Raw genomic sequence first — 26,152 nt, 5'->3', positions numbered from 1 at the left:
CAGGTGGTCGGCGAAAGTGGGGCTCGGTGGTCGGGGTCAGCGGGCCGGCGCAGCGGGCACGACCACGCCCGGCTGGGCAGGTGTGGAGGTGGAGGCTGGGGCTGAAGCCCCTGTCGTCGGTGCGTTCCCTGTGGCCGTGGGCAACGGCAGGCGCACCTGGCGCGGGCCCTGCGGCGGTTGCGGGAAGCCCTGCAGCGCCGCGTCCAGCAGCACGCCATACACGGCGGGGTCGCTCACCCACACGTCCTCGTGCACGGCCGAGGTTTCGTACACCACGGCCTGCGTCTGTGCATCACGCATCACGACGCTGACGGCCCGGCGGTGCAAGGGCGTGGGTTCGCCCATGCGCCAGATGCCGCCCACGCCCCAGCCGCGCCCGTACCAGCCCCCAAAACCCCAGGGGTAGGGGCCATAGGGGCCGCCGAACGGGTCGTAGCGCGGTACGGTGTCCGCCTGCACGCCGATCTGCACCAGCAGCCGGGGCGCGGCGTCGTCGCGCCGCAGGCCTGCGCGCGCCAGGGCCTGGTCGGCCAGCGCCGCGATGGGCTCGAACGACGGCATCTGCTGGGAGGGCAGCCGCTCGATGCGGTAGGTGGCAGGGGAAGGCACGGCGGCCAGGGTGGAGAAACTTTGCACCCGGCCGTCCACGAGGCGCTGGGTGCTGCAGCCGGCCAGGCCGGCCGCGGCAGCGCACAGCAGCAGGGCGGGGATCCATCGGCGTGTCATAGGTGACTCCTCAATAAAGAGATACCGGTGTGACCGCCATGCCCGCCGGAGGTTCATCGTCCATCTCTCAAGAGAGCTGAACCACCTGCACGCCGCCGGGCAGGCCGGGCTGCTGCGGCGCGGAGAACTCTTCCTTGTCGAAGGCCTTGTCGCCGTTCTCGTCGGCCACGCCGGTGGCGCGGGCGTTCTTGAAGTCGTACAGACCGCCGTCCAGCAGGTGCGAGGGCACCACGTTCTGCAAGGCGTTGAACATGTTCTCCACGCGGCCAGGGAATTTCTTCTCCCACTCGCGCAGCATCTCGCCCACCTGCTTGCGCTGCAGGTTCTCCTGGCTGCCGCACAGGTTGCAGGGGATGATGGGGAAGTCGCGGTGCGCGGCCCAGCGGGCGGTGTCCTTTTCGGGCACATAGGCCAGCGGGCGAATCACCACGTGCCGGCCATCGTCGCTCACCAGCTTGGCGGGCATGCTCTTCATCTTGCCGCCAAAGAACATGTTCAGCAGCAGCGTCTGCAGGATGTCGTCGCGGTGGTGGCCCAGGGCGATCTTGGTGCAGCCCAGCTCGTCGGCCACGCGGTAGAGGATGCCCCGGCGCAGGCGGCTGCACAGGCTGCAGGTGGTCTTGCCCTCGGGGATGAGCTTCTTGACGATGCTGTAGGTGTCCTCGTTCTCGATGTGGAACGGGATGCCCTGCGCACGCAGGTAGTCGGGCAGCACGTGCTCGGGAAAGCCGGGCTGTTTCTGGTCCAGGTTCACGGCGACCAGGTCGAAATGGATGGGCGCGCGCGCCTGCAGCTTGAGCAGGATGTCCAGCAGGGTGTAGCTGTCCTTGCCGCCGGACATGCACACCATGACCTTGTCGCCCTCTTCGATCATGTTGAAGTCGACGATGGCCTTGCCGACCTCGCGGCACAGGCGCTTTTCCAGCTTGTGGGTTTCGCGCTCGATCTTGAGATCGCTGCGCCCCGCGGCCACGGCGGGTTTTTCGGCATCGGGTGTCCAGACGGTACTCATGGACCCAATTGTCTCATTCCCGTCGCGGCAGGCGCGTCGGCCAAGCCGCTTCACCGCGCTGTCATACAGGCCACCCACACTGCGGGGCTTTTGGCGACAGACCTGGCGAAACAGCACATGAAACTCCTGCAATCCCTTCCCCGCGCCCTTTCACGCATGGCCCGTGCCACGGGTGCCCTGGTCCTTTTCGGTGCGCTGGCCGCGTGCGGCGGCAGCGATGGCGGCGAGCGCATCGGCGGGCTGCGGCTGATCGGGGACTACGCGATCAAGACCAAGACGATGTTCGAGGGCGTGGAGTTCGGCGGCATCTCGGGCATCGACCGCGCGCCGGATGGCACCTACTGGGCGATTTCCGACGAGCGGGGCGGTGAGCGCGGGACTCCGCGCTTTTATGCACTGTCGATCGACTTTGATGCCACGCGCTTCAAGGGCGTGAGCATCCAGAAGATGGTCTCTCTGCGGGGGCCGGACGGCAATCCCTTGTCCAGCACCGCGCGCACGGTGGACCCCGAGGGCATCCGCGTGGCGCCCAACGGCAACCTCTACATCTCCAGCGAAGGCAACTTCGGCACGGGCGCGGCGCTGTTCCAGCCCTTTGTGCGCGAGGTGCGCACCGATGGCGGCTTCGTGCGTGAATTCGAGACGCCCAGCGGCTTCAACTATGTGGACAACAAGACCACCGGCGGGCGCAGCAACAAGCTGTTCGAGGCCCTGGCCGTCACCCCGAACGGCCGCGTGTTCACCGCCAACGAGGACGCGCTGATCGAAGATGGCCCCATCACCAGCCTGAAGAACGGCAGCGTGGTGCGCGTGGTGGAACTGGACCCGGCCAGTGGCAAGCCCGTGGCGCAATACGCCTACCCGCTGCCCCCGGTGCCAGTGGACAAGGCGCCCAGCGGCACCTTCACCCCGGACAACGGCCTGCCCGAGCTGCTGGCGCTGTCCAACAACGAATTCGTGGCCATGGAGCGCGCCTTTGCCGACGGGGTGGGCAACACCATCCGCCTGGTGCTGGCCACCATCGAGGCCGACACCACCAACGTGCAGTCGCTCAAGAGTCTGCAGGGCGCGAGCTACAAGCCGATGAAGAAGCAGTTGCTGCTGGAGATGCCCATCACCTACCAGGGCGTCAAGATCGACAACATCGAAGGCGCCACCTGGGGGCCGCGCCTGCCCAATGGCAACCGCACGCTGGTGCTGGTGGCCGACAACAACTTTGCCGACAACCAGGTCACGCAGTTCCTGGCGTTCGAGGTGTTGCCCTGACGGTCGACGTACCGTGCCGTGCCGTGGCAGGGGCTACCAGGTCCCTGTCTCGACGCGGATCGCCACTTCGCAGTCGTCAAAGATCTCCAGCTTGGCGATCTTCACGCGCACGCCCAGCACGCCGGGCAGCTGCATGAGGCGGTGGGCCAGCTTGCCGATCAGGCTCTCCAGCAGGTTCACGTGCTCGGCCGTGCACTCGTCGATGATGATCTGGCGCACCTTGCGGTAGTCCAGCACGTGGCTGATGTCGTCGTCATGCGGCAGCAGGGGCTGCAGGCCCTGGTTCAGCTCCGCATCCACCTGGATGGGCTGGGGGGCGGTGCGCTCGTGGTCCAGGATGCCCAGGTTCGCATCGAAGCGCAGCCCGGTGAGCGTGAGGATCTGGGTGCCGGCGGCGGTGTCCATGAAAGGTGCTTTCTGCAGGAGCCTGCGCTCACATCATTGAAAAATCGCGCTCGAACTTCATCAGGTGCTGCCCGCCGTCCACCAGCAGCGTGGTGCCAGTGATGGAACGGTTCTCCAGCGCAAACTTCACCGCGGCGGCCACGTCCTCGGGCGTGGACGAGCGGCCCAGCGGCGAGAGGGCGTGCAGCTGCGCGAACTTGTCGTCGCTCAGCATATGGCTGGTGAGCGTGAGGCCCGGCGCCACGCCCACCACCCGCACGCGCGGCGCCAGCGCCAGCGCCAGCATGGTGCCGGCGGCTTCGAGCGCCGCCTTCGACAGCGTGTAGCTCATGAAGTCGGGGTTCTGGTTCCAGAGCTTCTGGTCCAGCAGGTTCACCACGGCGCCCTGGGCATCGGCTTCGCCCGCAGCGGCGCGGTCGGCCACATGTTGGTGCAGCGCCTGCGCCAGCAGGATGGGCGCAGCCGTGTTGCTGCGCAGGTGCTTTTCGAGCGCGGCAAAGCCCAGGGTGGCGGCGGTGTCGTGCTCGAACAGCGAGGCGCTGTTGACCACGGCATGAACGCTGCCGAAGTGCGCCACCACCCGGGGAAGCAGGGCACGCACGGCGGCTTCGTCATCAAAGTCCGCATCAAAATGGGCGCTGGCGCCCGAAAGAACTGCGCAGGCAGCTACTGTTTCAATAGCATCCTGCTCGGACGAACGGTAGTGCACCGCCACCTGCCAGCCGCCCGCCGCCAGCGCCAGCGCAATGCTGCGGCCCAGGCGCTTGGCGGCGCCGGTGACCAGGACGGTGCGGGGGCTGGAGGGCGTGGACATGGTGGCAGGGTGGGACAATGCGGGCCGTGACCCGACAACAACCCGACAGTTTAACGACCGCCCTCGCGGCGCACATCCGCCAGACCATTGCCGCCGAGGGCGGCTGGGTCGGTTTTGACCGCTTCATGGCGCTGGCCCTGTACACCCCGGGCCTGGGCTACTACGCCAACGATTCCACCAAGTTTGGCGCCATGCCCGGCTCGGGCAGCGACTTCGTGACCGCCCCCGAGCTCACGCCCCTGTTCGGCCAGACCCTGGCCGCGCAGGTGGGCGAGGCCCTGGCGCAAACCGCCACCGACGAGGTGTGGGAGTTCGGCGCCGGCTCGGGCGCGCTGGCGCTGCAGCTGCTGGACGCTTTGGGCGACCAGGTGAGCCGCTACACCATCGTGGACCTCTCCGGCAGCCTGCGCGCGCGCCAGCAGGCGAAGCTGGTGGCACACGCGCGCAAGCTGCGCTGGGTGGATGCGCTGCCGGAAAATTTCAGCGGCGTGGTGGTGGGCAACGAGGTGCTCGATGCCATGCCCGTGCAGCTGCTGGCACGCCACGGCGGGCATGCGGAAGGTGCGTGGCATGAGCGCGGCGTGGTGGTGCAGGACGACGGCAGTTTTGCCTGGTCCGATCGTCCCACGCAGCTGCGCCCGCCCGTGGACATCGAAGGCCCGCACGACTACCTGACCGAGATCCACCCCCAGGGCGAAGGCTTCATCCGCATGCTGGCTGACCGGCTGGAACGCGGCGCGGCCTTCCTGCTGGACTACGGTTTTGGCGAGGACGAGTACTACCACCCGCAGCGCCACATGGGCACGGTGATGTGCCACCAGGGGCACCTGGCCGATGGCGACCCGCTGGTGGCGGTGGGGCGCAAGGACATCACCGCCCACGTCAACTTCACCGCCATGGCCCTGGCCGCGCAGGAGGCAGGCCTGCACGTGCTGGGCTACACCACGCAGGCGCACTTCCTCATCAACTGCGGTTTGCTACCAAAAATGGAGCAATTGCCGCAGGCAGAGCGGGCGACAGCAGCCAAATTGATCATGGAGCACGAGATGGGCGAGCTGTTCAAGGTGCTCGCCCTGGGCGCGGGCGCGCCGTGGGAACCGGTGGGCTTTGCGCACGGCGACCGGTCGCACCGGCTGTGATGCCGCGCTGCGGGCCGTGTTGTTTCAATCCTCCGCAGGCCCTCGCCGGTTCTTCAATCCTCCGAGGAGGGGCGTCGGCCCGGCAGGAGGCTCGGCACCCCAAGCAGGCCTTTCACATCTCTGGCGCCTGCGGATTCACTTCATAGCGCAGCCAGCCCGCGGTGATGGCAATGCCATCGGCACGGTCCTTGGGATGGCTGCGGCCTTCGGAAACCGGAACCTCCGCGAAATCGAAAGGGCTCATGCCCTCGATGCACGCGACATTCACCCCATACTGGTGAGGCTGGGATCGGCGCTGGTGAAACGTGTAGATGCCGCACTTTGCACAGAAGTAATGCTTGGCCTCGCCGGTGTTGAACTGGTAGAGCGTGAGAGCCTCCTGCCCCTGGGTCACGTGGATGTCTTGCAGGTTCGCAGAGACCGCCACTGCCCCACGCATGCGGCAATACGAGCAATTGCACCGCCGCGCAGTCCGCACACCATCGGCCAATCGGAGCGTGAATTTGACGGTGCCACAGTGGCAGGCCGCATGATGGATGGGACGGTGTTCGGGGGGTGTTTCGCTCATAGCGGTGATTTTGACGGATCGTCTGGTACTGGCACTGATGGGTAGCGTAGGGCAGGATCCCGTGCCGCGCTGACGGACGCCCAGCCAGCGATGGCACGTCCATGGATCCTCTGCACGCATCGAGCAGAAGGTGTGCGCTGCGGATAGAGAAGGCTGCTAAGCGCAAAACGCAGCAATAGCCGCCACAGCAACAGCCGTAACTATCGCGAGGATTTGAAACGCCGCAGACCGCCCGAGCCCCCGACGATTCGTGCGGAGGATCGCTAGGGGTTGCTGAGGGATAGTCCATCGCTGCGGTCCTTGAGTCCCACGCCCGTCAGGCCCAGTTGCCGCGCCGCCCGGCACAGCCACCACAGCCGCGCGGCGGCCCGAGCGGGTTCCAGCCCTTCGGGCCGTACGTTGGAGATGCAGTTGCGCTCTGCGTCGCTGCGCCCCACCTGCGGATGCCAGGTCAGGTAGATGCCCAGGCTGTCGGGCGAACTCAGGCCCGGACGCTCACCGATCAGCACCGCCACCATGCGCGCTTCCAGCAGGGAGCCCACCTCATCGCCCAGCGCCACGCGCGCCTGCTGCGCTATCACCACCGGGCCAACGTGCCACCCTGCGGGCGCTTGCTGGCGGATGGCCTGCACCAGCGGCGGCGCCTGCCGCGCCACGGCCAGCGACGAGAGGCCGTCGGCCACCACCACCAGCAGGTCGATGGGCGCACCGCCTTCCGCAGGCATGTCCCGCAGTACGGCTGCATCCGCATTGCTCAGCCGCCGGCCCAGGTCAGGGCGCAGCAGGTAGGTGGCCCGATCGGGCGCAGCGCTGTGCACAAGCCGCGTGGCGCAGCCCAAGGCCTGCAGCTGCGCGGCCAGTGCGTCGGCGTCCAGCGGGATATGCACGGCATCGCGCGCTTGCGCATGGGCCATGCCAAAGCGCAGCAGCTCAGCCGTGGGCAACGCGGCTCCCGCGCGGCCCAAGGCCAGGCGGGCCTGCGTGTGGGCACGCAGGTCGGCCCACGGGTCCGGGGCAATGCCGTGCGGCGCCGGCGGCTTGTGGGTCATGGGCCGATCCTCCATTGCCGCATCTGGTTCAGCGCCGGGTGGTTTGCGCTCGCGGGCAACAGGCGGCCGCTGGCATCGGTGATCTGCATGCGCTCCAGCCACGCCGCAAACTCCGGCGCGCACCGCAGGCCCAGCACCTCGCGCAGGTACAGCGCGTCGTGGAACGAGGTGCTCTGGTAGTTGAGCATGATGTCGTCCGCCCCCGGCACGCCCATGATGAAGGTCAGGCCCGCCGTGCCCAGCAGCGTCATCAGCGTGTCCATGTCGTCCGAGTCGGCCTCGGCGTGGTTGGTGTAGCAGACATCGCAGCCCAGGGGCACGCCCAGCAGCTTGCCGCAGAAGTGGTCTTCCAGGCCCGCGCGGATGATCTGCTTGCCGTCGTACAGGTACTCCGGCCCGATGAAGCCGACCACCGTGTTGGTCAAAAGCGGCGCAAACGCGCGGGCCACGCCGTAGGCCCGCGCCTCGCAGGTCTGCTGGTCCACGCCGTGGTGCGCGTTGGCAGAGAGAGCACTGCCCTGGCCTGTCTCGAAATACATCACGTTGTCGCCAATGCCATCCCCAAAGTCCGTGCCGCGGCGCAGCGACAGGGCAGCCTCCCGCGCCTCCTTGAGCAGCGCCAGCGAAATTCCAAAGCCCGCGTTGGCTGCCTCGGTGCCCGCGATCGACTGGAACACCAGATCCACCGGTGCGCCTTGCTCGACCATCTGGATGGTGTTGGTGACGTGCGTGAGCACGCACGACTGCGTTGGAATCTGCAGCCGCTCGATCACGTCGCCCAGCATGTGCACCAGCCCCATGAGCGCGGCAATGCTGTCGGTGGCAGGGTTCACGCCGATCACCGCGTCGCCCGCGCCGTACAGCAGGCCATCGATCATCGAGGCCGCGATGCCGCGCAGGTCGTCCGTGGGGTGGTTGGGCTGCAACCGCACTGCCAGTCGGCCCGGCAGGCCGATGGTGTTGCGAAACCGCGTGACCACCCCGCACTTGCGCGCCACGGCGATCAAGTCCTGGTTGCGCATGAGCTTGCTCACGGCGGCAGCCATCTCGGGCGTGATGCCGGGCGCCACGGCGGCTAGCACGGCGCTGGTGGTGGCGTGGTCCAGCAGCCAGTTGCGGAGGTCGCCCACGGTGAGGTGGGCAATGGGCGCAAACGCCGCTGCGTCGTGCGTGTCCAGGATGAGGCGCGTCACCTCGTCGCTCTCGTAGGGGATGAATGCTTCGCTCAAGAAAGTCTTGAGCGGTACCTCGGCCAGCGCCATGCGCGCGGCCATGCGCTCCACCGCAGACGCGGCTGCGATGCCCGCCAGTGCGTCGCCCGAGCGCAGGGGCGTGGCCTTGGCCAGCAGGTCGCGCAGATCGTCGAACTGCCAGCGCTGGCCGGCGATGGTGTGCTGGTACGCCATGTTGTCGCGGGGGAAATGGAGGCGGGAGTTCCTGGACAGCGAAAGGGGCTGAAGTGTTCTACTGACCCAGCGCTCAGGTGTCAACCGCGGCCCGTCCGCCCCCCTGGCGCTGCGCCTACACTGCCTGCATGCTCCGCTGGTTCCTCGTCATCTTCCTTGCGCTCATGCTCATCAGCTGGCTGTCGCCCTTGCTGCGGCGCATGGGCTTCGGACGCCTGCCGGGGGATTTGCGTTTTCGCTGGCTGGGGCGCGACTGGGATGTGCCCCTCGCATCCACGCTGCTGCTGAGTTTTGTCGCCAGCCTGCTGGCCAAGTGGCTGTGACGCTGTGACGGCGCTCGCAGGCGACGCCTCCGCTTATTCCTGCGACTTCTCCAGCGCCTCCAGAAAGGTCTTGCGCCACCAATGCACGTCGTGTTCACGGATGCGGGCCATCAGTTGCTGGTGGCGGGCCTTGCGCTCCGCCAGCGGCATCTGCAGCGCCTGCTGGATGCTGCTGGCCATGCCGGCGGTGTCGTAGGGATTGACGAGCAGCGCTTCCTTGAGCTGCTCGGCCGCTCCGGCAAAACGCGACAGCACCAGCACTCCGGGGTCGTCCGGGTCCTGCGCCACCACGAACTCCTTGGCCACCAGGTTCATGCCATCGCGCAGCGGCGTGACCAGGCCCACGGCAGCGGCGCGGCACAGGCCCGGCACGCGCCGGCGCGCCACCATGCGGTGGATGTAGCGCACGGGCATCCAGTCCAGTTCGCCATAGTCGCCGTTGACGGAGCCGCACAGCCCCTCCAGTTCCTGGCGCAGGTCGGCATAGGCGTGCACGTCGTCGCGGCTGGGCGAGGCGATCATGATCATCGTGGCGCTGTCGCGGTTCTCGGGGTACCGGTCCAGCAGTTCGCGGAAGGCGCGCACGCGGTGCGGGATGCCCTTGGAATAGTCCAGCCGGTCAATGCCCAGCAAGAGTCGGCGCCGCGAATACTCGGCCCGCATGCCCAGGAACGTATCCATCGCATCGCTGGCGTGGGTGAGGCGGGTGAACTCGTCCACGTCAATGCCGATGGGGAAGGCCCGAACCACCACCGTGGCACCAAACGCGCGCACGCGCTTGTTTTCCAGCTCTTCGGCGCTGCCCTCGTTGCGCACATAGTGGGTGAAATGCGCCACGTCGGCCTCGCTTTGCAGCCCCACCAGGTCGTAAGCGAACAGCGAGCGCATGAGCCACTCATGCTGCGGAATGGCGGCCATGATGAGCGGCGGCGGCATGGGGATGTGCAGGAAGAAGCCGATGCGGTGCTTGCAGCCCATGGCCCGCAGTTCGGCGGCCAGGGGAATGAGGTGGTAGTCATGCACCCAGATGATGTCGTCGTCGCGCAGCAGCGGCATCAGTTTGCGCGCGAACATCTGGTTCACGCGCCGGTAGCCCGCGATGTAGCTGGCGTCAAAATCCGCCAGGTCCAGGCGGTAGTGGAACACCGGCCAGAGCACGCTGTTGCTGTAGCCGTGGTAGTAGGTGTCGTGGTCTTCGCGGCACAGGTCCACGGTGGCCAGCGTCACCGGCCCGGCCTGGCGCATGTGCAGTTCGGTCTCACCGGGGGCGCCATCCTCGGTGACGGTGCCGCTCCATCCAAACCACAGGCCCCCGGTCTTGTTCAGGGCTTCGCCCAGTGCCACGGCCAACCCGCCGGCGGCGGGTTTGCGCGGGTCCGCCACGCGGTTGGAGATCACGACAAGTCTGCTCATCCATGGATCATCCGGGCGCCAGGGTGTGTCAACTTGTCAGACACGGCCTCAAAACGCTGTGTGCGGGCAGGCCTGGCCTGCCCGCTCTCGCGTTCAGGATGTCCTGCACAACCCTCGCGGGTCCGTGGCAGTTGGATCGGGATGGTTTGCAAGCACCTTTTCTTTCCAATAACCCGGCTATTGGGAAAAGCAATGCTGCGGACCGCCCGAGGCTGCGCCATCACGGACCGCAGGGGCTCTTGCAGGCCATCCTTAATGGCGTTGCTGCGGCTGAAGCGACGTGCGTGCGGCCGAGAGCCAGCCTCGCAGCGCCGCAGGCGTCATGCAACGGTGCTGAGCCATGGTGGGGCCTTCGCCCACTTTGATGCCCCAGCCGCCCAGCGACTGCACGGCGGCGAAGCCGGCTTCGTCGGTGACGTCATCGCCCACGAACACCGGCATGCGGCCGGCAAAGGGCGCCTGGGTCATGAAGTCGAGGATGGCTTGCCCCTTGTGGGCACCGCGTGGCTTCACCTCGAACACGCACTTGCCGCGCAGCAGTTCCACGCCCTCCACGCCCCGCATGGCGCTCAGCAGCGCATCGTGGCACAGCGCCTCCAGGTGCGGCGCCAGCCGGTAATGCAGGGCCACGCTGGCTCGCTTGTGTTCGACCAGCACGCCGGGGTGGGTCGCGGCCAGGGTCTCTGCCGTCCGGCGCACGGGGTCCAGGTCGGGCGGGAGCACTGCGGGGTGCGAGGTGTCGGTGAGGCGGTATTGCGCGCCGTGTTCGCTGGCCAGCGGCAGTTGCAGCGGGGCCAGGAAGCCATCGATGTCGACTTCGGGCCGCCCCGTCACAATGGCCAGCGCACCGCCCAGGTGGGTGTACAGCGCGGACAGCGTGGGGACCAGACCCGATGCGATGCGCACGGCCTCGGGGCGCGGCGCCAGCTCGGTGAGCGTTCCGTCAAAGTCGAGAAAAAGGGCGTGGGCAGGTGTCAGAAGGGGGAGCAGCTGCATGGGTGGAACCTTAGCAGAGGGAGCCAAACGGGCGATGTAAAAGAGTGTTGCGCCACCAGCCCCTGGGGATCTTGAAAGACCGCGCTCCTGGCGCCAGATGCCCTGCAGACATCCCTGCCCCCCACTTACCAGCCTGCCGAGCCATGACCGACGAAGCCCTGCACATCGTTTGCCCCCATTGCCACACGACCAACCGCGTGCGCAGCGCCGACCTCGCCCGCGCCCCCGACTGTGGGAAATGCCACCAGGGCCTGTTCGGCGCAGGCCCGCTGGAACTGGATGCCACCAGTTTCGACAAGCACGTGGGGCGCAGCCACATTCCGGTGCTCGTGGACTTCTGGGCGCCGTGGTGCGGCCCTTGCCGCCAGATGGCGCCCGCCTTCGCGCAGGCCGCGCGAGAGCTGGAGCCGCGCGTGCGCCTGGCCAAGCTCAACACCGAGGACCACCAGGCTCTGGCGGCGCGCTATGCCATCCGCAGCATCCCCACCATGATCCTGTTCCAGCAGGGGCGCGAAGTGGCACGCATTTCAGGCGCGCTGGGCGCGGCGGACATCGTGCGCTGGGCGAGGACGGCGCAGGGGTAAGCCACCAGTGCCTCAGCGAATCCCCAGTGCCCGATCCAGCGACACGTTGCCCGCACCGCGCCCCACCAGGTAGAGCATCAGCCCCGCCCAGGACAGGTGGGTGGGCCAGGCGTCGGGGTACACAAACACCTGGATCACCAGGGTCATGCCCAGCAGGGCCAGTGCCGACAGGCGGGTGAACAGGCCCAACACCAGCAGCACCGGAAACAGGTGCTCGGCCACGGTGGCCATCTGGGCCGCCAGCTCGGGCTGCAGCAGAGGCAGCTTGTATTCATCGCGGAACAGCGCATAGGCGCTGTCGGAGACGGTGAACCAGCCCTCGACCTTGGTGCGCGCCGACAGCCAGAAGATGCCCGCGATGGCCACGCGGTTCACCAGGGCCAGGAGGCTGTGGGGCGTGAGCCAGGTGGCGGCATCGGCCAGGCGTGCCAGCAGCACGCGCGGGCCTTTGGTGGGGGCGGTGGGAAAGTGGGTGGTGGTGTGCATGGGGCTCCTTTGAACAGGTTCTCAGCCTGCGCATGAATCGGTGAGGGTCAGCGCGCCTGCGTCCAGCAGGCTGCCGATCAGGGCAGCAAAGTTGGTGCCGGGGTCGGTCTCCAGGGCACAGGTGGCTGCGGCCTCCAGCGGGAGGCCCTGGGTGCAGGCGTCCAGAAACGCTATCCCTGCGCGGGGCAAGGGGCGCCAGGTCACTTCGGCATGGGGTCGGGTGAGCAAGGCCCCATCGCCAGACCAGTCCAGCGCATCGGGCAGCGCCAGGCCCGCGCGGTGGTGCTGCCACAGGGCATACGCGGGATGCGCATCGCACCAGGCCCAGCGCGCGGCGGGGTGGGGGCGCAATGGCACCTGGGGCAAGGTGTGCGGCGCCTGCTGTGCCAGCCAATCGCGGCCGACAGCGGGGGCGTCCGCCGCCAAGTGGCATTCGGTCCAGCAGCGGTCCAGGCGCGCCACGGCGCTGAGATAGGGCAGCTCGGCAGCCGGTGCGAACTGGTCCAGAAAGCGAACGAACCCGTCGCCGTAGCCCACCAGCACACCGTCCTGGGGCGGCTGGGTGCGCGCGTACACGGCGGCCGCTGCGCGGAACCAGTCGGTGCCCACCAGTTGGCACACCGTGGGGTAGCTGGCCTGCAGCGCGTCGATGCAGCCCTTCAGCACGGTGTTGCGGTACACGGCAAACCCGGGCTGGGCCTCCAATGCGGACAGCCACGGCGCATGCACGGCCTGGCCGCGCAGCGCGGCGGAAAAGCCGTCCTGAAAGGCGGTCAGCTGCATGCGGCCTCCTTCGGCTGCGCTGCTCGCGCCGCCGTGAGCGCGCGTTGCGCCTGATCGCGTTCGGCCATCAGTTCGGCAAACGCGGGAAGGTGCTCGTCGCGCTCAATCAGGGTGGGTACGGGGCCGGTGCGCGCGATCACTTGCTCGTACAGCGTCCACACGGCAGGCGCCACGGGCGCATCGTGGCTGTCGATGAGCAAGGCATCGCCATGCGCCGGGTCGGCATGGTGGCCCGCGAGGTGGATCTCGGCCACGGCATGCAAGGGGAAAGCATCGATGTACGCCTGCGCGCAAAAGCCCAGATTGTTGGCGCTGACATGGACGTTGTTGACATCCAGCAGCAGGCGGCAGCCGGTGCGGCGCACCAGCGCGGCCAGAAATTCGGTCTCGGCCCAGTCGTGGCCGTCGATGTGCAGGTAGTGCGTGGGGTTCTCGATGGCGATGGGGCGTTGCAGCGCGTCCTGCGTGCGGGCAATGTTGTCGGCAATGCGCTGCAACGCGGCCTGTGTGCGCGGAAACGGCAGCAGGTCGGGCAGGTACTGCCCGCGCCAGGTGGACCAGGCCAGGTGCTCTGAAACGATGGCGGGCTCCACGCGCCTTGCGAGGGCGGCCAGCCGCGCCAGATGTGTGGCATCGGGCGGCGCATCGGCTGCAAGCGACAGCGACACGCCATGCAGTGCCACGGGGTGGCGCGCGCGGATGGCCTCCAGCCAGGCCAGGCGCGGGCCGCCGTCGGCCAGATAGTTCTCGGGGTGCACCTCCCACCACAGGCCGGGGGCGCTGCAGTGCAGTGCCTCGCCGTAGTGCTGGGGCTTGAGGCCGAGGCCTGCGGTGAGAGGCACCAGCGCCATGGCTCAGGCCTTGATGGGGGTCAGCGAGCCCATGCCCTTGGGCGTCTTGATGGTGGTGCAGGTACCTGCGGGCACGTGCTTCCAGGCGTTGCCCTGGTAGTCCATCTTGGACGTGCCCGCGCAGGTGGTGCCGGGGCCAGCGGCGCAGTCGTTCTTGCCGGCCATCGAGACGCCGTAGCACTTCTCCATCGATTTCTCCATGGCAGGCTTGGCGCCGTCCATGGGGGCTGTCTGTGCCATGGCGGCGCCAGAGGTGAGGGCTGCAAGGGCCAGGGCGCCGAGGCTGAGGGTACGCGTGGTCATGGTACGGTTCTCCGAAGGTTGTTAAGGGTTGGATCCGACCGGGGTGCCGCACAGAGGCCGTGTGGAACTGCCCGATCTGCGTTGTAATTCGCGCAGTGCAGCGGGCTGGTTACAGCGCCGTGCAAAAAACCTGGGGCGGCATGCCGCGATTTTTTTGCGATGGCTGTAACCCCCTGGCCCCGGCGTACGAATTCCCTGCAGGGAGACACCATGGAGATAGTGGAAGAGCGCCTGCGCGGCTTGCTGCTGCAGGGGCTGCAGCCCGACGCGGCTGCCTACGAGCGCTTTCTGCGGGAACTGAGCGCGCACCTGCGCGCTTTCTTGCGCCGCCGCCTGGCGCAGCGGCCCGATGAAGTGGAGGACCTTGTGCAGGAAACCTTGCTGGCGGTGCACAACCAGCGCCATACCTATCGGCCCGACATGCCGGTCACGGCCTGGGTGCATGCCATTGCACGCTACAAGCTGATCGACTGGCTGCGTGCGCACGCCGTGAAGGAGGCGCGCAACGACCCGCTCGATGAAGCCGACGAACTATTTGCCGCCAGCGACAGCGAGGCCGCCGAAGCCCGGCGAGACCTGGGGCAGCTGTTGCGCACCTTGCCGGACAAGCAGCGCTTGCCCATCGAATATGTGAAGCTGGAGGGCCTCTCGGTGGTCGAGACGGCGCGCCTCACGGGGCTGTCGGAGTCGGCCGTCAAGGTCGGCGTGCACCGGGGGCTCAAGGCCCTCGCCGCCAGGATCCGGAACATGGCGCCTGCCCCGCGGGGCGCCGGCCCATCGGGGGGCCGGGAAGGCTCGGCGCTGGCGCCACCGGGCGTGCGCGAGTCTCAAGGGGAATGACATGAAAACCGATGAATTGATTCACCTGCTGGCTGCCGACGAGCGGCCGGTGTCGGCCACCGCGATCGAGCAGCGCTTTGCCGTGGCCGCCGCTGCGGGCGTGGCCGGCGCCGCGGTGCTGATGCTCGCCCTGTTTGGCCTCAGGCCCGACTTGCGCGCAACGATGGCGTTGCCCATGTTCTGGGGCAAGCTGGTGTTTGCGGCTGCGCTGGCTGCCGCGGGGCTGATGCTGCTGCGGCGCATGGCCCGGCCCGGCATGGCGATCGGCCATGCGCCCCTGCTGTTGGCGGTGCCGCCCGCGGTGCTGTGGGCCCTGGCGTTGATCGCGTTGTCGCAGGCGCCCGCGGCAGAGCGGGTGCCGTTGATCCTGGGCAGCACCTGGCGCAGCTGCCCGTTCAACATTGCGGCGCTCTCGGTGCCTGCGTTTGTCGCGGGTTTCTGGGCGCTGCGGGGTGCCGCACCCACCCGCCTGGCCTGGACGGGCGCCGGTGCAGGCCTGCTGGCCGGCGCATTGGGGGCTCTGGTGTACGCGCTGCATTGCCCCGAGATGGCCGCACCTTTTCTCGCGGTGTGGTACCTGGCGGGCATGGCGATCCCCACGGCGCTGGGCGCGATGCTGGGGCCGCGGCTGTTGCGCTGGTAGGTGCTGCGGGGGAGATTTCCAGCCCGTCGTCGTCAGGGCACCTGCGCAGAGGTCTGCACCCACTGCGCCACCGCCTGCACGCGGGCGTGGTGGATCAGCGCGCCAATCTGCGGCCCGGCCTGGCCCCGGCTGGCCGCCTGTGCGGCAATGTCGCGCGTGACCACCGACTGGGCCGCCGCCAGCACCGCCAGCAGGCGCGGGCGCTGGGGGTAGGCCGCTTCCTCAAAGCCCAGTCGCCCTCGCGCATCGCACTCGCAGGCCAGCAGCACCTCGGCGAAGCGCGCGGGCTTGCGCAGCGCGTCGCAGCGTTCCAGCAGACGCACCAGCGCTGCGGGCGAGAGATCGCCGCTGCGGTGGATGTGGCCGTGCTCGCGCGCCACCACTTCGGCGGTCTCGCGGCAGTCCACCGGCACGCGCAGGCGCTCGGCCACGTCTTTCAGCAGATCGGCGCTGCGCTCCTCGTGGCCGATGTGGCGCGGCAGCACGTCGGCGGCCGTGGTGCCTTTGCCCAGGTCGTGCGCCAGGCAGGCAAATCGCACGGTCAGGGGGGCCGAGAGCCGCGCGGCCATGTCCAGCACCATCATCAGGTGCACACCGGTGTCCACCTCGGGGTGGTATTCGGCGCGCTGGGGCACGCCCCACAAGCGCGCGACTTCGGGCAGCAGAACGGCCAGCGCACCGCATTCGCGCAGCACCTCGAACATGCGAGAGGGCTTTTCTTCCATCAGGCCGCGCGCGAGTTCCTGCCACACGCGTTCGGGAACCAAGTGGTCCGCCTCGCCATGCGACACCATCTCGCGCATCAGTTGCATCGTCTCGGGTGCCACCGTGAAATCGGTGAAGCGCGCCGCGAATCGCGCAACGCGCAGGATGCGCACCGGGTCTTCTCGGAAGGCGTCGGTCACATGGCGCAGCACCCGTGCGGCGATGTCGTGGGCGCCACCATAAGGGTCAAAAAGTGCCTCGGCGCTTATCCCATCAGCGCTGGCAGCTATCGCATTGATAGTAAGGTCGCGGCGCGAGAGGTCTTCTTCCAGCGTCACGTCCGGCGAGCTCTGCACCACGAAGCCGCGGTAGCCCCGGCCGCTTTTGCGCTCCGTGCGGGCCAGCGCGTATTCCTCGCGGGTCTCGGGGTGCAGAAAGACGGGGAAGTCGCGCCCCACGGGCAGGTAGCCCTGGGCCTGCATCTGCTCGGGCGTGGCCCCCACGACCACCCAGTCGTGATCATTCACCGGGCGGCCTAGCAGCTTGTCGCGGACGGCGCCCCCAACCATGTAGATTTGCATGCGGGCAGTGTACGCAGCGACCGGCGGCGGCCGCCGTATAGTCTTTCTCATGTCCCTGTCATCCTCCCTCACCATCGCCCAGCTCAACCCCGACGGCAGCGTGCCCGTGCCTGCGCCGCCGGACGCGGCCGCCAACGCGGCCGCAGAAGCCCTGCAGCGCGAGGCGGAGTTCGAGGCCCTGAAGGCCCAGGTGGAGGGTTTGCAGGAGGTGCTGGCCAAGCCGCTCAACGAAATCCTGGCCGACCGCGACAAGTTCAAGGAGGCCGCCGCCGCGTGGGACGCCTTTGGCGCCATGTGGATGCTGTCGCAGCGCGCCATGAAGCGCGTGGCGCTGGACCTGGCCGCCCAGCAGGGCGTGAGCGAGCAGGAGGTGGTGGCGCGTGCGCTGGCCTACGCCAATCAGGTGCTCAACGTGGAAGACGAAGACCTGGGCGGCACCGTGGCGCCGGCCCAGCTGGCGCACATTGCGCGGCACAAGCCGTTCTTGCGCAAGCAGTTCCGATAAACGCCGCGTGGGGCTTTGACAGGCTCAGCCCGAACGGTGTGGGCTGCAGCGGCGCAGCCCCTTCAGGAAAACACCGGCCGGAAAAAGCTGCGCTCGTAGCTCAGGATGCAGCCCGTTTCCTCGGCGTAGCGGAAAGCCGCCTGGCATTCCGCGTCCTGCATGGACCGCTCGCGGTACGCCTCGTAGGCCGCCAGGCTCTCGAAAGTGAACAGCGCCAGTGCAATGTTGTTGGCGCCTTCGCTGGGCATGAAATAGCCGTGGTGCTTGCCGCCGAATTTCTCGACCAGCGGAATCCAAAGTTTTCCGTAGTGTTCGAACTCCTTGAGCTTGCTGGGGTTCAGGACGTAGCGCAGGTAGATGGTGACGATCATGGCCGGGTTCAGTCTTGGTCTTGGAGTTCAGTTCTGGGGGCGCAGGCGGTAGGGCTCTTCGAACGCCAGGAAGTCCTTCTCGGCCAGGGCTTCGTCAATCCAGGCCTTCACGCCGGGCAGGGCGCGCACGCGGTCGACATAGGCGGCGATGTGCGTGGGCACCGGCAGGCCATAGGTGTGCAGGCGCATGCAGACGGGCGCGAAGTAGGCGTCGGCCACGGTGAATTCGCCAAACAGCAGCGGGCCGCCGTGCTCGTCCAGGAGGGCAGTCCACATGTCCACCAGGCGCTGCACATCTGCGCGCACCCCGGCCTTGTCGCGCCAGAGCAGCGCGCCCGTGTCGGGCAGGTGGGCTTCGATGTTCATGGGGCAGTTGCTGCGCAGGGCGGTAAAGCCGCTGTGCATCTCGGCGCAGATGCTCCGGGCTCCTGCGCGGGCCTTGGGGTCCGTGGGCCAGAGTTTCTTGTCGGGGTGGGTTTCGGCCACGTACTCGGCGATCGCCAGCGTGTCCCACACCACCAGGTCGCCATGGACCAGCACGGGCACCTTGCCCGTGGGGTTGACGGCACCGATGGCGCGCTTGAACTCGGAGTTGGCTTCGAAGCTGTCGAAACGCACGCGCACTTCCTCGAAGGCGATGCCGGCCTGGCGCAGCAGTACCCAGGGGCGCATGGACCAGGACGAATAATTTTTGTTGCCGATGTAGAGCTTGAGCATGGTTGAAGGGGGTTCTAACAGCCCGTCTGGGACGAAACGCCGCATGCTACCGCCCGCCCCGGACTTCGCCAATGCTGGATGCAGCGCCTTTTGATGCGGGCAGCGCATCAAAGGGCGGCGACAGCGTGCCGATGGGCCGAGGGCGCGGGGCTGGTGGGGCACAATCGGCCGCTTTCGCCGGGCGACTTTTCCCGCCGCCCTCGGCCGTACGTGCCCGCGCCCGATGACGCTGTTTTTTCCTCTCTGCTCGTTCTTGCGCACCCTGGAGTCCCGGTGGTTGCGCCAATGTGCAGTGGCCTGGTGGGCCGCCGCCGTACTCTGCGCCGCGCAGGTAGCCGCGGCGGCGGTGCCTGGCGCCCCGGTGGCCGGGGGCGATGTGCCGGCACCGGTGGCTGCGCAGGCGGGCGGCATGCTGGTAGTGCCCTACATGGGCATGTTTGAAGACACCACCCGCCACCTGGACATCGGCGCCGTGCGCCAGCCGGAGAACGAAGCGCGCTTTGCGTACCCCGACAACCCCCTCAAGGGCGCCGAGTCCGACCGTGTGCTGTGGTTCCGGCTGAAGCTGCAGCTGGCGGACCCGGCCGATGCCCGGCGCGAGTGGCTGTTGCTGGTGCCCACGGTGTCCACGCACGAGCTGCGCTTTTATGGGCCCTACGATGCAAAGGGCCAGCCGCTGGCGGAACCGGTGGTAACCGGCATGCGCCACCCCTGGGCCACGCGGCCCGCGGGCTCCGAGCAGATGGCCTGGCGCTTTCGACTGCCCGACGCGGGCGTGTACACGGTGTATTTCCGGGTGGAGTCCACCTTCGCGCGGTTTTATGCCGCCCGGGTCTGGGACTTGCCGGAATACTTGCAGTCCACGCAGGACAAGCGCATGTTTGACGGCGTGTGCTATGGCCTGCTGATGGGGCTGGTGGTGTTCAGCACGGTGATGCTGCTGGTGTTTCGCGAGAGCATCTACGTCTGGTACCTGGTGTCGTGCCTGGGGGCGTTGCTGGCGCTGGCGGGGTTCAACGGCCATACGCTGCGCTACCCCTTTGCGTACTGGCCCGCGGCGGCGGGATTCTTCTATGCCGTGGCTCCGCCGCTGTGGGCTATCTCCAAGCTGATGTTCGGCCGCAGCCTTCTGCGTCTTTCGTACTTTGCGCCGCGGCTGGACAAGGTCGTCCTGGCCATGGTGGCGGCCCTGGCTGTTGCCACGGTGTACGGTTTGGTGGGCGCCAATCCGCTGTGGCTGTTCCGCATGGTGCAGGCGTCGGTGGTGCTGGCCACTGTGGTGCTGGCGGCCGGGGCGGTCATGGCCATGCGCCGGCGCTACTGGCCGGCTGTGCTGTATTGCGCAGGCGTGGCGCTGCTGCTGGTGGGCATCTGCGCCATCATCGTGGCCAGCTGGGGCTGGGTGGTCTGGACGCCGGGCCAGATGGATCTCACCCAGACCGTGCTGGTGGCCGAATCCGTGGTGTTTGCCGCGGCCATGGCCTCGCGCGTGCGGCTGCTGCGCAACTCGGAAGAGGCGCTGACCGTGCGCACGCAGGAACTGGTGGAGGCGCTGGGCACGGACGCGCTCACCGGCGCTGCGAACCGTGCCGGCCTCACGCAGCGGGCCGAGGCTGCCATCCGCGACGGGCAGCCGTTTGCCTTGCTGCTGCTGGACCTGGATGGCTTCAAAGGGGTGAACGACACCCATGGGCACGCAGCCGGCGATGCCGTGCTGGCCGCCATGGTGCGCCGCCTGCGGGCCCATACCCGGGCCGAAGACCTGGTGGCGCGCCTGGGCGGTGACGAGTTTGCCGTGCTGGTCGCCGGATCCCCCCCGCGCGAGGTGATTGCGGGCATGGCACGCCGCATGGCCGCCGGTGCGGCCGAATCCGTGGTGTTCGAAGGCCGCTCGCTCACCGTCGGCATGAGCCTGGGCATCGCCTGCCACCCTGGCGATGGTGCGACCCTGGCCGACCTGCTGCGCGCCGCCGATCGCGCCATGTATGCCTGCAAGCGCCGCGCAGCCGGCGCGGAGTGCTTTGCATTTGCTTCAGAGCTGCAAGGCTGACACTGCCAGCGGCCGCTGAAACCGGCGCCCCCCAGGCCGGCCACCGCCGCGCTGGCGGCGTCGCGCCTCCGGGGGAAGCGGCGCGGCCGCTTCGGGGGGCTAGGGCCTGTTCGCCCTGTTTTTGCCAGATGCGTTGCAATGCCCGAGGCCAGGCGCTAGGCGCCAAACGAAGCTGGGGTGCGGCCCCAGCGAGGCTTGGCAACGCCGCGGGCCCTTGGGCATCGCAACCCGAAGGGAAGGCTGCTCCCGTCACGCCACTCGTCGTTGCGCTCCTGGCCGATTCCCCGGTCCCGGCGTCGTCACGCGCCTGGATTGGCGTGGCGGGAGCAGCCTTCGCACTGGCAAAAACAGGGTGAGCAGGCCCTACACCGGCCAGACCACCCCGTTGTCGTTCAGGATGGCATCCAGCGGCATATCAAAGGTGTCGGGCTCGAACTCGTCGAGGTAGCCGTTGGTGAACCCCAGGCCCACGGTGAACGGCTTGGGCTGCAGCGTGGCCAGCGTGCGGTCGTAGAACCCGCCCCCGTACCCCAGCCGGTAGCCGCCAGCGGCGTAGCCCACGCAGGGAACGAACAGCAGGGTGGGCAAGATGACTTCGGTGTCCTTGGGCTTGGGAATGCCGTACGCGTCTTCTTCCATGGGGCAGCCGGGGTACCACGCATGGAAGGTGAGGGTCTTGTGCTGCTTGTTCACCACGGGCAGGCCAATGCGCCGGCGCAGGGGTTCATCGAGCAATTCGCCGTCCTCCTTCCACCGGTGCAGGGCGGGCAGGGGGTCGAACTCGCCCTTGATGGGCCAATAGGCGCCGATGACGGTATCGGGCCGGTTCACGAGCCAGATGCGCATGACCTGCTGTAACAGGTCTGCCCGCTGTAGGCGGTCGGGCAGGTTGAGGCGTTCTTCAATCAATGCGCGCCGCAGAGCTGCTTTGTCCATCAGATAATTCCCCCATGCAATTTCTCAGAGCGATTCTGACACCCCTTGTGGCCGCTGCCGTTTTGGCAGGCCAGGCACCGCTGGCCCTGGCGCAAAACCGGGGTGACGATACCTTGCTGGAGATGAGCCAAGCGTTCCGCAAGGGCGATCGCAACAAGCTCGCGCAGCTGCTGCCCGCCGCACGCGGCCACGCGCTGGAGCCCTGGGCCGCCTACTGGGAGCTGCGGGCCCGCCTGGGCGAGGCCCAGCCGGCGGAAATCCAGGCTTTCCTGCAGCGTTACGCCGGCAGCTACCAGGAAGATCGCCTGCGCAACGACTGGCTGCTGCTGCTGGGCCAGCGGCGCGACTGGTCCCAATTTTCCGAACAGCACCCCCACTACCGCATGTCGGACGATCGCGAGGTCCGCTGCTATGCGCTGCTGATCGACCAGATCAAGGGCACGGCTACCCCCACCGTCGCCGAAGATGTGCGCGGCAACTGGTATGCGATCCGCGACGCCGACGATGGCTGCACCCATGCCGCGCGCGAGTTGTACGGCTACAAAAAGCTCTCGGCCCTGGATATCTGGCGAAAGGCCCGGCTGGGCGTGGAGGCCAACCGCCCCCGCGTGGTGCGCAATGCCGTCGAGATCGTGTCGCCCGAGTCGCTGCCCCTGCTCAAGGACGTGCTGGACGCGCCCAGCCAGTACCTTGTTTAGCGCGCCACGGCGGCTGGCAAGGCCCGGCAGGAACTGGTGCTGCTAGCCCTCCTGAAGCTGGCCACCGGTGACCCAGACGGCGCGGCCAACCAGCTTGAGAACAAATGGGGCGTGCACCTCTCGGCCGAAGAGCGCAACTGGGCCTGGGCCGTGATTGGCAAGACTGCCGCACAGAAGCTGGCGAGCAACGCCCACAGCTACTTTGCCAACGTCACCAAGGACAGCGACCTCAATGACGACCTGCTGGGCTGGAAGGTTCGGGCCGCACTGCGCGCCGGCCAATGGAAGACCGTGGGCAAGGCGGTGGACGCCATGAGCCCCGAAGCGCGCCAGGAAAGCACCTGGGTGTACTGGAAGGCGCGCTCGCTGCTGGCAGGCCGCGTGACCGATGCCGAACGCGCCGAGGCACGCCAGCTGCTCGAAGGCATCGCCAGCACGCGCGGTTTCTACGAGCAGCTCGCGCTCGAAGAGCTAGGCCAGCGCATCACCGTGCCCCCCGCGCCCGCGCCGCTCACGGCGGAAGAAAAGGCGGCTGCCCGCGCCAACCCGGGCCTCAACCGGGCGCTCTACGCCATCCTGCTCGGTCTGCGCAGCGAAGGCGTGCGCGAATGGAACTACACCACCAACCTGCATCAGAGCGGCGGCATGGGCGACCGCGAACTGCTGGCCGCCGCCGACTTTGCCTGCCAGCGCGAGGTGTGGGACCGCTGCATCAACACCAGCGAACGCACCAAGAGCGTGGTGGATGTCGCGCAGCGCTTCCCCACGCCGTTTCGCAACACGGTGTTGGAGCGTGCCAACGGCATCGGCCTGGACCCGGCCTACGTGTATGGCCTGATCCGGCAGGAAAGCCGCTTCATCATGGACGCGCGCTCCCACGTGGGCGCGTCAGGCCTCATGCAGGTCATGCCCGCCACTGCGCGCTGGACGGCCAAGAAGATTGGCCTGTCCAACTTCACGCCCGACCAGCTCAACGACCGCGACACCAACATCACCATCGGCACGGCGTACCTCAAGCTCGCGCTGGATGATTTCGCGGGCTCCATGCCCATGGCGGCCGCCGCCTACAACGCAGGCCCCGGCCGTCCGCGCAGCTGGCGCAACGGTCCGGTGCTCGACGCGGCCATCTGGGCCGAGAACGTGCCCTTCGCCGAGACGCGCGACTACGTGAAGAAGGTGCTGGCCAACACCACCAACTACGCGGCCATGCTCACCGGCCTGCCGCAGTCGCTCAAGAGCCGGCTGGGTACCATCGGCCCGCGCGATGCGGCGGCGCCGGAGGTGAACAAAGATCTGCCTTGAGCCGCACTGCCCCGGGGCTCATTCACTATAAAAATAATAGCTGCTACCGCTTGCTCATCAAGCGGTAGCTTGCATTTTGACCATTATGGAGAGGGATAGAGATGATGAGCAAGACGCTGTCGTGGCTGGCGATCGCCGGCCTGGTGTGCATCCTGGGCTGGGACGCGCAGGCGCAACCGGTCTACAAATGGGTGGACGCGGATGGCAAGACCCACTATGGCTCGCAGCCTCCGCCCTCCAAGGCTGACGCCGAGCCGCTCAAGCTCCAGAGCAACAACGGCAGCACGCGCAGCACCTCCGGCGCCAGCAAGTCCACCCAGCAGTACAACGCCGACGGCACCAAGAAGATCCCCAAAGACGTGGAAGAGTTTGGGCAGGGCATGAAGAAGGCTCTGGAAACGGTGGACAGCAAGCAGGTGCCGCTGAACTGCGCCGCTGCCGTGGACAACATCCACTATCAGGCAGATCAGATGCTGGAGGTGGGCCAGAAGAACGTGCGCGACGGCTACATGGTCCAGGCGGACTTCGACAAGGCGGCGCCCAAGATCCGCGAAGCCAAAGGCAAGTACAGCGTGTCGGACTGCCAGGGCGCATCGGGCGGCAAGAAATCGTTCTACCAGTGCATGTCGAGCAGCAACAACCATGTGATGGGTTGCGACAAGCAGCACAAGCACTGAAAGAGGTTCCTCCCTGAGGCGCTTCGCGCCTTCCCTCCCTCCAACGCCGTCACGGCCTGGCGGAGCCCGTTCCGCGATGGCACGGGTCTGGGGTTTGCCTGTGCGCCGGGCGTTCCCGGGGCCGAATGTCCTGAAGCCTATGTGTTGTGAAGCACGTCGCCTTCGCGTACGGCTGCGCCGGAACGCACGAGGTCATCCGCCAGGCTTTGCAACCATTCCCCTTCTTCCTGATTCCCGAAATGCCGCTCGTGCAGCATGCCGAAGTACGGGGTGGCCTGCGCCCAGGCCGTGAGGTCGGACATGCGGATCTGCTGCCATTCCAGCAACTTGTACTTGAGCAAGACTTTGGCGGCATACAGCGCGTGCTTTGGCGGGTTGCGCACGAAGCCATCCAGCCTGCGGCGGGCTCCCTCCAGGGCTCGGGGAGCATCGGCAAAGACCGGGCCGTGGCCGGGGATCACCACGTGGGGCGCGAGCCGCTCGATCAGGTCCAGCGTGGCCGCGACGGCGGCGAAGGCGTCCTCGCCTTCCAGCTCGGGAAACACCACGCCAAAGCCGTTCTCCCACAGCGCGTCGGCCGAGATCAGCACCCGGCCCTGGGGCTCGAACAGCACCACCGAATGCGGGTCGTGCCCTGGCGCGGCGTGCACCTGCCAGGGCTTGTCGCCCAGCAGCACGCAGGAGCCGGGCATGAGCAGCGTGTCGGCACGAAAGCGCGGGCACTCCTGGCCGGTGGGGGTGTAGCTCAGTGCATACGGATCCCACTGGCGCACGTGGTCTGCCTGCCCCGGTGGGATGGCAGTGAGCACGCCCGGCCAAGTCTTTTGCAGCGCGGCGTTGCCCCCGCAATGGTCGCTGTGCAGGTGGGTGTTGAGGACGCGGTCCAGCGGACGGCCTCGCAGTGCGCTACGCACCAGTTCCACGGTCTGCCCGGCGTGGCTGCAGTAGCCGGTGTCCACGATGGCCGTGTCGCGCTGGCCGAGGAACAGGATGTTGTTGGCGGACAGCCAGCCGCGTTCCAGGACGGTGATTTCGGGGGGGAGCAAGTCGTGCGGGGAAGAGCTGGGCATGAGGCGGTCAAAGCGCTAACAGCCCAGCGTACCGCAGGAGCGCACCGCAACGCGTTCTCCAAAACCCGCAAGGCCGTGGCTGCCGTGGGCCCGGCCTGTATCAAAACGTCAGAACGTGACGCCCGCCACCAGGATCACGTTGGCATACGGCGTGCACTCGCCTGTGCGCACCATCACGCGGGCTTGCTGAGTCAGGCGCTTGAAGTCCTCGTGCGGCACGGCACTGGGCTGCATTGGCAGCCCGCACCAAGCGGGCAACTGGCCGCCGTTGCGCTCCACGGCTTCGGTGGCGATCACGGCTTTCTCGACCTGCATTTCTTCCAGCACCGCCCGCAGCACATCGGCCACGGCCGGGATGCCGGGCGTGAGCGCCAGGTCGATGCGGCGCGGGCCGTTGGGGATGGGCAGGCCCACGTCGCCAATCACCAGCATGTCGCCGTGGCCCAGGGTGGCGATGGCGTGGGAGAGTTCGGCGTGCAGCAGGGCGGTGCGTTTCACAGGGGGCTCCAGGCGGGCGGTTGGGGGCTTTGCGCCACGGCGGCGCGGGTGGGGATGGAGGGCTGGGCGCCCGGCTGGGTGACGCACAGCGCCGATGCGCGGATGCCTTCGCGCACGGCGGCATCCAGCGGCTCACCGCGTGCCAGGGCCACGGCCAGTGCACCCAGGAAGGTGTCGCCAGCGGCTGTGGTGTCCACGGCTTTCACGACCAGGCCGGGGTGGTAGCGGCTGCCTGCGGCATCGGCGGCCACGGCGCCCGCAGCGCCCAACGTCACCACCACCTGGGCGGGGCCCTTCGCGCGCAGGGCTTGTGCGGCCTGCGCGGCATGGGCGGGCGTGGTCACGTTCTGGCCCGCCAGCGCGGCGGCTTCCACCTCGTTCACCACCAGCGTGTGCACCAGCGGCCACATCGCTTCGGGCAGGGGCTGGATGGGG

At 67.9% G+C, this 26,152-nt stretch carries 29 protein-coding genes and 1 pseudogene; 10 read left to right on the top strand and 20 right to left on the bottom strand.

All coding sequences use genetic code 11. The annotated features are described in order from the left end of the window. Positions 1 to 36 precede the first annotated feature (36 nt). Both MRY84_RS18550 and ttcA read right to left on the bottom strand, forming a co-directional pair. Positions 37 to 726 (bottom strand): DUF4136 domain-containing protein, encoded by a 690-nt coding sequence (locus MRY84_RS18550; protein ID WP_291507172.1) that lies wholly within the window; start codon positions 724 to 726, stop codon positions 37 to 39. Positions 727 to 793: 67 nt separating this feature from the next. Continuing rightward, positions 794 to 1,738, bottom strand: coding sequence for a tRNA 2-thiocytidine(32) synthetase TtcA (gene ttcA / locus MRY84_RS18545; protein ID WP_291507171.1), 945 nt, complete (start codon positions 1,736 to 1,738; stop codon positions 794 to 796). Between the two features lie 117 nt (positions 1,739 to 1,855). On the opposite strand from ttcA, the gene MRY84_RS18540 reads away from it, so the two are divergent. Beyond that, positions 1,856 to 3,004: an esterase-like activity of phytase family protein gene (locus MRY84_RS18540; protein ID WP_291507170.1), complete on the top strand. Its 1,149-nt coding sequence runs from the start codon at positions 1,856 to 1,858 to the stop codon at positions 3,002 to 3,004. 33 nt (positions 3,005 to 3,037) lie between these two features. Here the strand turns inward: MRY84_RS18540 and MRY84_RS18535 are convergent, their stop codons facing one another. Together MRY84_RS18535 and MRY84_RS18530 are read right to left on the bottom strand one after the other, a co-directional pair. Next, the gene (locus MRY84_RS18535; RefSeq protein WP_291507169.1) at positions 3,038 to 3,409 is read right to left on the bottom strand and encodes a dihydroneopterin aldolase; all 372 of its coding nucleotides are present in this window, start codon (positions 3,407 to 3,409) and stop codon (positions 3,038 to 3,040) included. A gap of 28 nt (positions 3,410 to 3,437) precedes the next feature. After that, a complete protein-coding gene (locus MRY84_RS18530; protein ID WP_291507168.1) occupies positions 3,438 to 4,223 on the bottom strand; it encodes an SDR family oxidoreductase in 786 nt (261 codons plus the stop codon). Between the two features lie 17 nt (positions 4,224 to 4,240). Here MRY84_RS18530 and MRY84_RS18525 point away from each other — a divergent pair, with 17 nt between their 5' ends. After that, positions 4,241 to 5,362, top strand: coding sequence for an SAM-dependent methyltransferase (locus tag MRY84_RS18525; RefSeq protein ID WP_291507167.1), 1,122 nt, complete (start codon positions 4,241 to 4,243; stop codon positions 5,360 to 5,362). Positions 5,363 to 5,474: 112 nt separating this feature from the next. Here MRY84_RS18525 and MRY84_RS18520 read toward each other — a convergent pair whose 3' ends face one another. The 3 genes from MRY84_RS18520 to MRY84_RS18510 all read right to left on the bottom strand — a co-directional run bounded on the left by MRY84_RS18520 (position 5,475) and on the right by MRY84_RS18510 (position 8,385). Then, a complete protein-coding gene (locus MRY84_RS18520) occupies positions 5,475 to 5,930 on the bottom strand; it encodes a GFA family protein (protein ID WP_291507166.1) in 456 nt (151 codons plus the stop codon). Positions 5,931 to 6,193: 263 nt separating this feature from the next. Next, positions 6,194 to 6,979 carry an ethanolamine ammonia-lyase subunit EutC gene (eutC, locus tag MRY84_RS18515; protein WP_291507165.1) on the bottom strand — a complete coding sequence of 262 codons (786 nt, stop codon included), beginning with the start codon at positions 6,977 to 6,979 and terminating at the stop codon, positions 6,194 to 6,196. Next, complete coding sequence (locus tag MRY84_RS18510; RefSeq protein ID WP_291507164.1) at positions 6,976 to 8,385, bottom strand: ethanolamine ammonia-lyase subunit EutB; 1,410 nt, start codon at positions 8,383 to 8,385, stop codon at positions 6,976 to 6,978. The genes eutC and MRY84_RS18510 overlap by 4 nt, the downstream gene beginning before the upstream one ends. Positions 8,386 to 8,513: 128 nt before the next feature. Between MRY84_RS18510 and MRY84_RS18505 the strand changes: the two genes are divergently transcribed. Beyond that, a complete protein-coding gene (locus tag MRY84_RS18505) occupies positions 8,514 to 8,708 on the top strand; it encodes a DUF2905 domain-containing protein (RefSeq protein ID WP_142148752.1) in 195 nt (64 codons plus the stop codon). A gap of 33 nt (positions 8,709 to 8,741) precedes the next feature. Here the strand turns inward: MRY84_RS18505 and otsA are convergent, their stop codons facing one another. Both otsA and otsB read right to left on the bottom strand, forming a co-directional pair. Continuing rightward, positions 8,742 to 10,121, bottom strand: coding sequence for an alpha,alpha-trehalose-phosphate synthase (UDP-forming) (gene otsA, locus MRY84_RS18500; protein WP_291507163.1), 1,380 nt, complete (start codon positions 10,119 to 10,121; stop codon positions 8,742 to 8,744). Positions 10,122 to 10,373: 252 nt separating this feature from the next. Continuing rightward, positions 10,374 to 11,117 carry a trehalose-phosphatase gene (otsB, locus tag MRY84_RS18495; protein WP_291507162.1) on the bottom strand — a complete coding sequence of 248 codons (744 nt, stop codon included), beginning with the start codon at positions 11,115 to 11,117 and terminating at the stop codon, positions 10,374 to 10,376. Between the two features lie 143 nt (positions 11,118 to 11,260). Here otsB and trxC point away from each other — a divergent pair, with 143 nt between their 5' ends. Further along, positions 11,261 to 11,701 (top strand): thioredoxin TrxC, encoded by a 441-nt coding sequence (gene trxC, locus MRY84_RS18490; protein ID WP_291507161.1) that lies wholly within the window; start codon positions 11,261 to 11,263, stop codon positions 11,699 to 11,701. Between the two features lie 12 nt (positions 11,702 to 11,713). On the opposite strand, the gene MRY84_RS18485 is transcribed toward trxC, so the two are convergent. Genes MRY84_RS18485 through MRY84_RS18470 form a run of 4 tightly spaced genes read right to left on the bottom strand, consistent with a single transcriptional unit; the run spans position 11,714 to position 14,124 of the window. Beyond that, positions 11,714 to 12,187 carry a DoxX family protein gene (locus MRY84_RS18485; RefSeq protein ID WP_291507160.1) on the bottom strand — a complete coding sequence of 158 codons (474 nt, stop codon included), beginning with the start codon at positions 12,185 to 12,187 and terminating at the stop codon, positions 11,714 to 11,716. A 21-nt stretch (positions 12,188 to 12,208) separates the two neighbouring features. After that, positions 12,209 to 12,970, bottom strand: coding sequence for a DNA-binding domain-containing protein (locus tag MRY84_RS18480; RefSeq protein ID WP_291507159.1), 762 nt, complete (start codon positions 12,968 to 12,970; stop codon positions 12,209 to 12,211). After that, complete coding sequence (locus MRY84_RS18475) at positions 12,961 to 13,821, bottom strand: DUF692 domain-containing protein (RefSeq protein WP_291507158.1); 861 nt, start codon at positions 13,819 to 13,821, stop codon at positions 12,961 to 12,963. The genes MRY84_RS18480 and MRY84_RS18475 overlap by 10 nt, the downstream gene beginning before the upstream one ends. Positions 13,822 to 13,824: 3 nt before the next feature. Further along, positions 13,825 to 14,124, bottom strand: coding sequence for a DUF2282 domain-containing protein (locus MRY84_RS18470; protein ID WP_291507157.1), 300 nt, complete (start codon positions 14,122 to 14,124; stop codon positions 13,825 to 13,827). 210 nt (positions 14,125 to 14,334) lie between these two features. On the opposite strand from MRY84_RS18470, the gene MRY84_RS18465 reads away from it, so the two are divergent. Together MRY84_RS18465 and MRY84_RS18460 are read left to right on the top strand one after the other, a co-directional pair. Beyond that, positions 14,335 to 14,964, top strand: coding sequence for a sigma-70 family RNA polymerase sigma factor (locus MRY84_RS18465; protein ID WP_291507156.1), 630 nt, complete (start codon positions 14,335 to 14,337; stop codon positions 14,962 to 14,964). A gap of 1 nt (position 14,965) precedes the next feature. Then, positions 14,966 to 15,607 (top strand): DUF1109 domain-containing protein, encoded by a 642-nt coding sequence (locus tag MRY84_RS18460; protein ID WP_291507155.1) that lies wholly within the window; start codon positions 14,966 to 14,968, stop codon positions 15,605 to 15,607. A gap of 32 nt (positions 15,608 to 15,639) precedes the next feature. On the opposite strand, the gene MRY84_RS18455 is transcribed toward MRY84_RS18460, so the two are convergent. Then, a complete protein-coding gene (locus tag MRY84_RS18455) occupies positions 15,640 to 16,893 on the bottom strand; it encodes a multifunctional CCA addition/repair protein (RefSeq protein WP_291507154.1) in 1,254 nt (417 codons plus the stop codon). Between the two features lie 49 nt (positions 16,894 to 16,942). On the opposite strand from MRY84_RS18455, the gene MRY84_RS18450 reads away from it, so the two are divergent. Continuing rightward, positions 16,943 to 17,398, top strand: coding sequence for a hypothetical protein (locus MRY84_RS18450; RefSeq protein ID WP_291507153.1), 456 nt, complete (start codon positions 16,943 to 16,945; stop codon positions 17,396 to 17,398). 62 nt (positions 17,399 to 17,460) lie between these two features. Here the strand turns inward: MRY84_RS18450 and MRY84_RS18445 are convergent, their stop codons facing one another. Both MRY84_RS18445 and MRY84_RS18440 read right to left on the bottom strand, forming a co-directional pair. Then, positions 17,461 to 17,766: an NIPSNAP family protein gene (locus MRY84_RS18445; protein WP_291507202.1), complete on the bottom strand. Its 306-nt coding sequence runs from the start codon at positions 17,764 to 17,766 to the stop codon at positions 17,461 to 17,463. 30 nt (positions 17,767 to 17,796) lie between these two features. Further along, the gene (locus MRY84_RS18440; protein WP_291507152.1) at positions 17,797 to 18,486 is read right to left on the bottom strand and encodes a glutathione S-transferase family protein; all 690 of its coding nucleotides are present in this window, start codon (positions 18,484 to 18,486) and stop codon (positions 17,797 to 17,799) included. Between the two features lie 223 nt (positions 18,487 to 18,709). Between MRY84_RS18440 and MRY84_RS18435 the strand changes: the two genes are divergently transcribed. Next, on the top strand, positions 18,710 to 20,536 hold the full coding sequence (locus MRY84_RS18435; protein WP_291507151.1) for a diguanylate cyclase: 1,827 nt from the start codon (positions 18,710 to 18,712) through the stop codon (positions 20,534 to 20,536). Positions 20,537 to 20,899: 363 nt separating this feature from the next. Here the strand turns inward: MRY84_RS18435 and MRY84_RS18430 are convergent, their stop codons facing one another. Next, positions 20,900 to 21,472 (bottom strand): 5-formyltetrahydrofolate cyclo-ligase, encoded by a 573-nt coding sequence (locus MRY84_RS18430; RefSeq protein ID WP_291507150.1) that lies wholly within the window; start codon positions 21,470 to 21,472, stop codon positions 20,900 to 20,902. Between the two features lie 14 nt (positions 21,473 to 21,486). On the opposite strand from MRY84_RS18430, the pseudogene MRY84_RS18425 reads away from it, so the two are divergent. Together MRY84_RS18425 and MRY84_RS18420 are read left to right on the top strand one after the other, a co-directional pair. Next, positions 21,487 to 23,472: pseudogene (locus tag MRY84_RS18425) on the top strand (transglycosylase SLT domain-containing protein). A 101-nt stretch (positions 23,473 to 23,573) separates the two neighbouring features. Further along, positions 23,574 to 24,149 carry a DUF4124 domain-containing protein gene (locus MRY84_RS18420; RefSeq protein WP_291507149.1) on the top strand — a complete coding sequence of 192 codons (576 nt, stop codon included), beginning with the start codon at positions 23,574 to 23,576 and terminating at the stop codon, positions 24,147 to 24,149. Positions 24,150 to 24,286: 137 nt separating this feature from the next. On the opposite strand, the gene MRY84_RS18415 is transcribed toward MRY84_RS18420, so the two are convergent. The 3 genes from MRY84_RS18415 to MRY84_RS18405 all read right to left on the bottom strand — a co-directional run. Next, a complete protein-coding gene (locus tag MRY84_RS18415; protein ID WP_291507148.1) occupies positions 24,287 to 25,219 on the bottom strand; it encodes an MBL fold metallo-hydrolase in 933 nt (310 codons plus the stop codon). 108 nt (positions 25,220 to 25,327) lie between these two features. Further along, positions 25,328 to 25,717: a D-ribose pyranase gene (gene rbsD / locus MRY84_RS18410; RefSeq protein WP_291507147.1), complete on the bottom strand. Its 390-nt coding sequence runs from the start codon at positions 25,715 to 25,717 to the stop codon at positions 25,328 to 25,330. Next, positions 25,714 to 26,152 (bottom strand): PfkB family carbohydrate kinase (locus tag MRY84_RS18405; RefSeq protein WP_291507146.1); only part of this gene is annotated, 439 nt, incomplete at its 5' end. The genes rbsD and MRY84_RS18405, both read right to left, overlap by 4 nt.

The sequence above is a fragment of the Acidovorax sp. genome, assembly GCF_022763525.1.
Taxonomy (GTDB): Bacteria; Pseudomonadota; Gammaproteobacteria; order Burkholderiales; family Burkholderiaceae_C; genus Acidovorax.
This window is presented reverse-complemented; position numbering and strand designations above follow the sequence as displayed.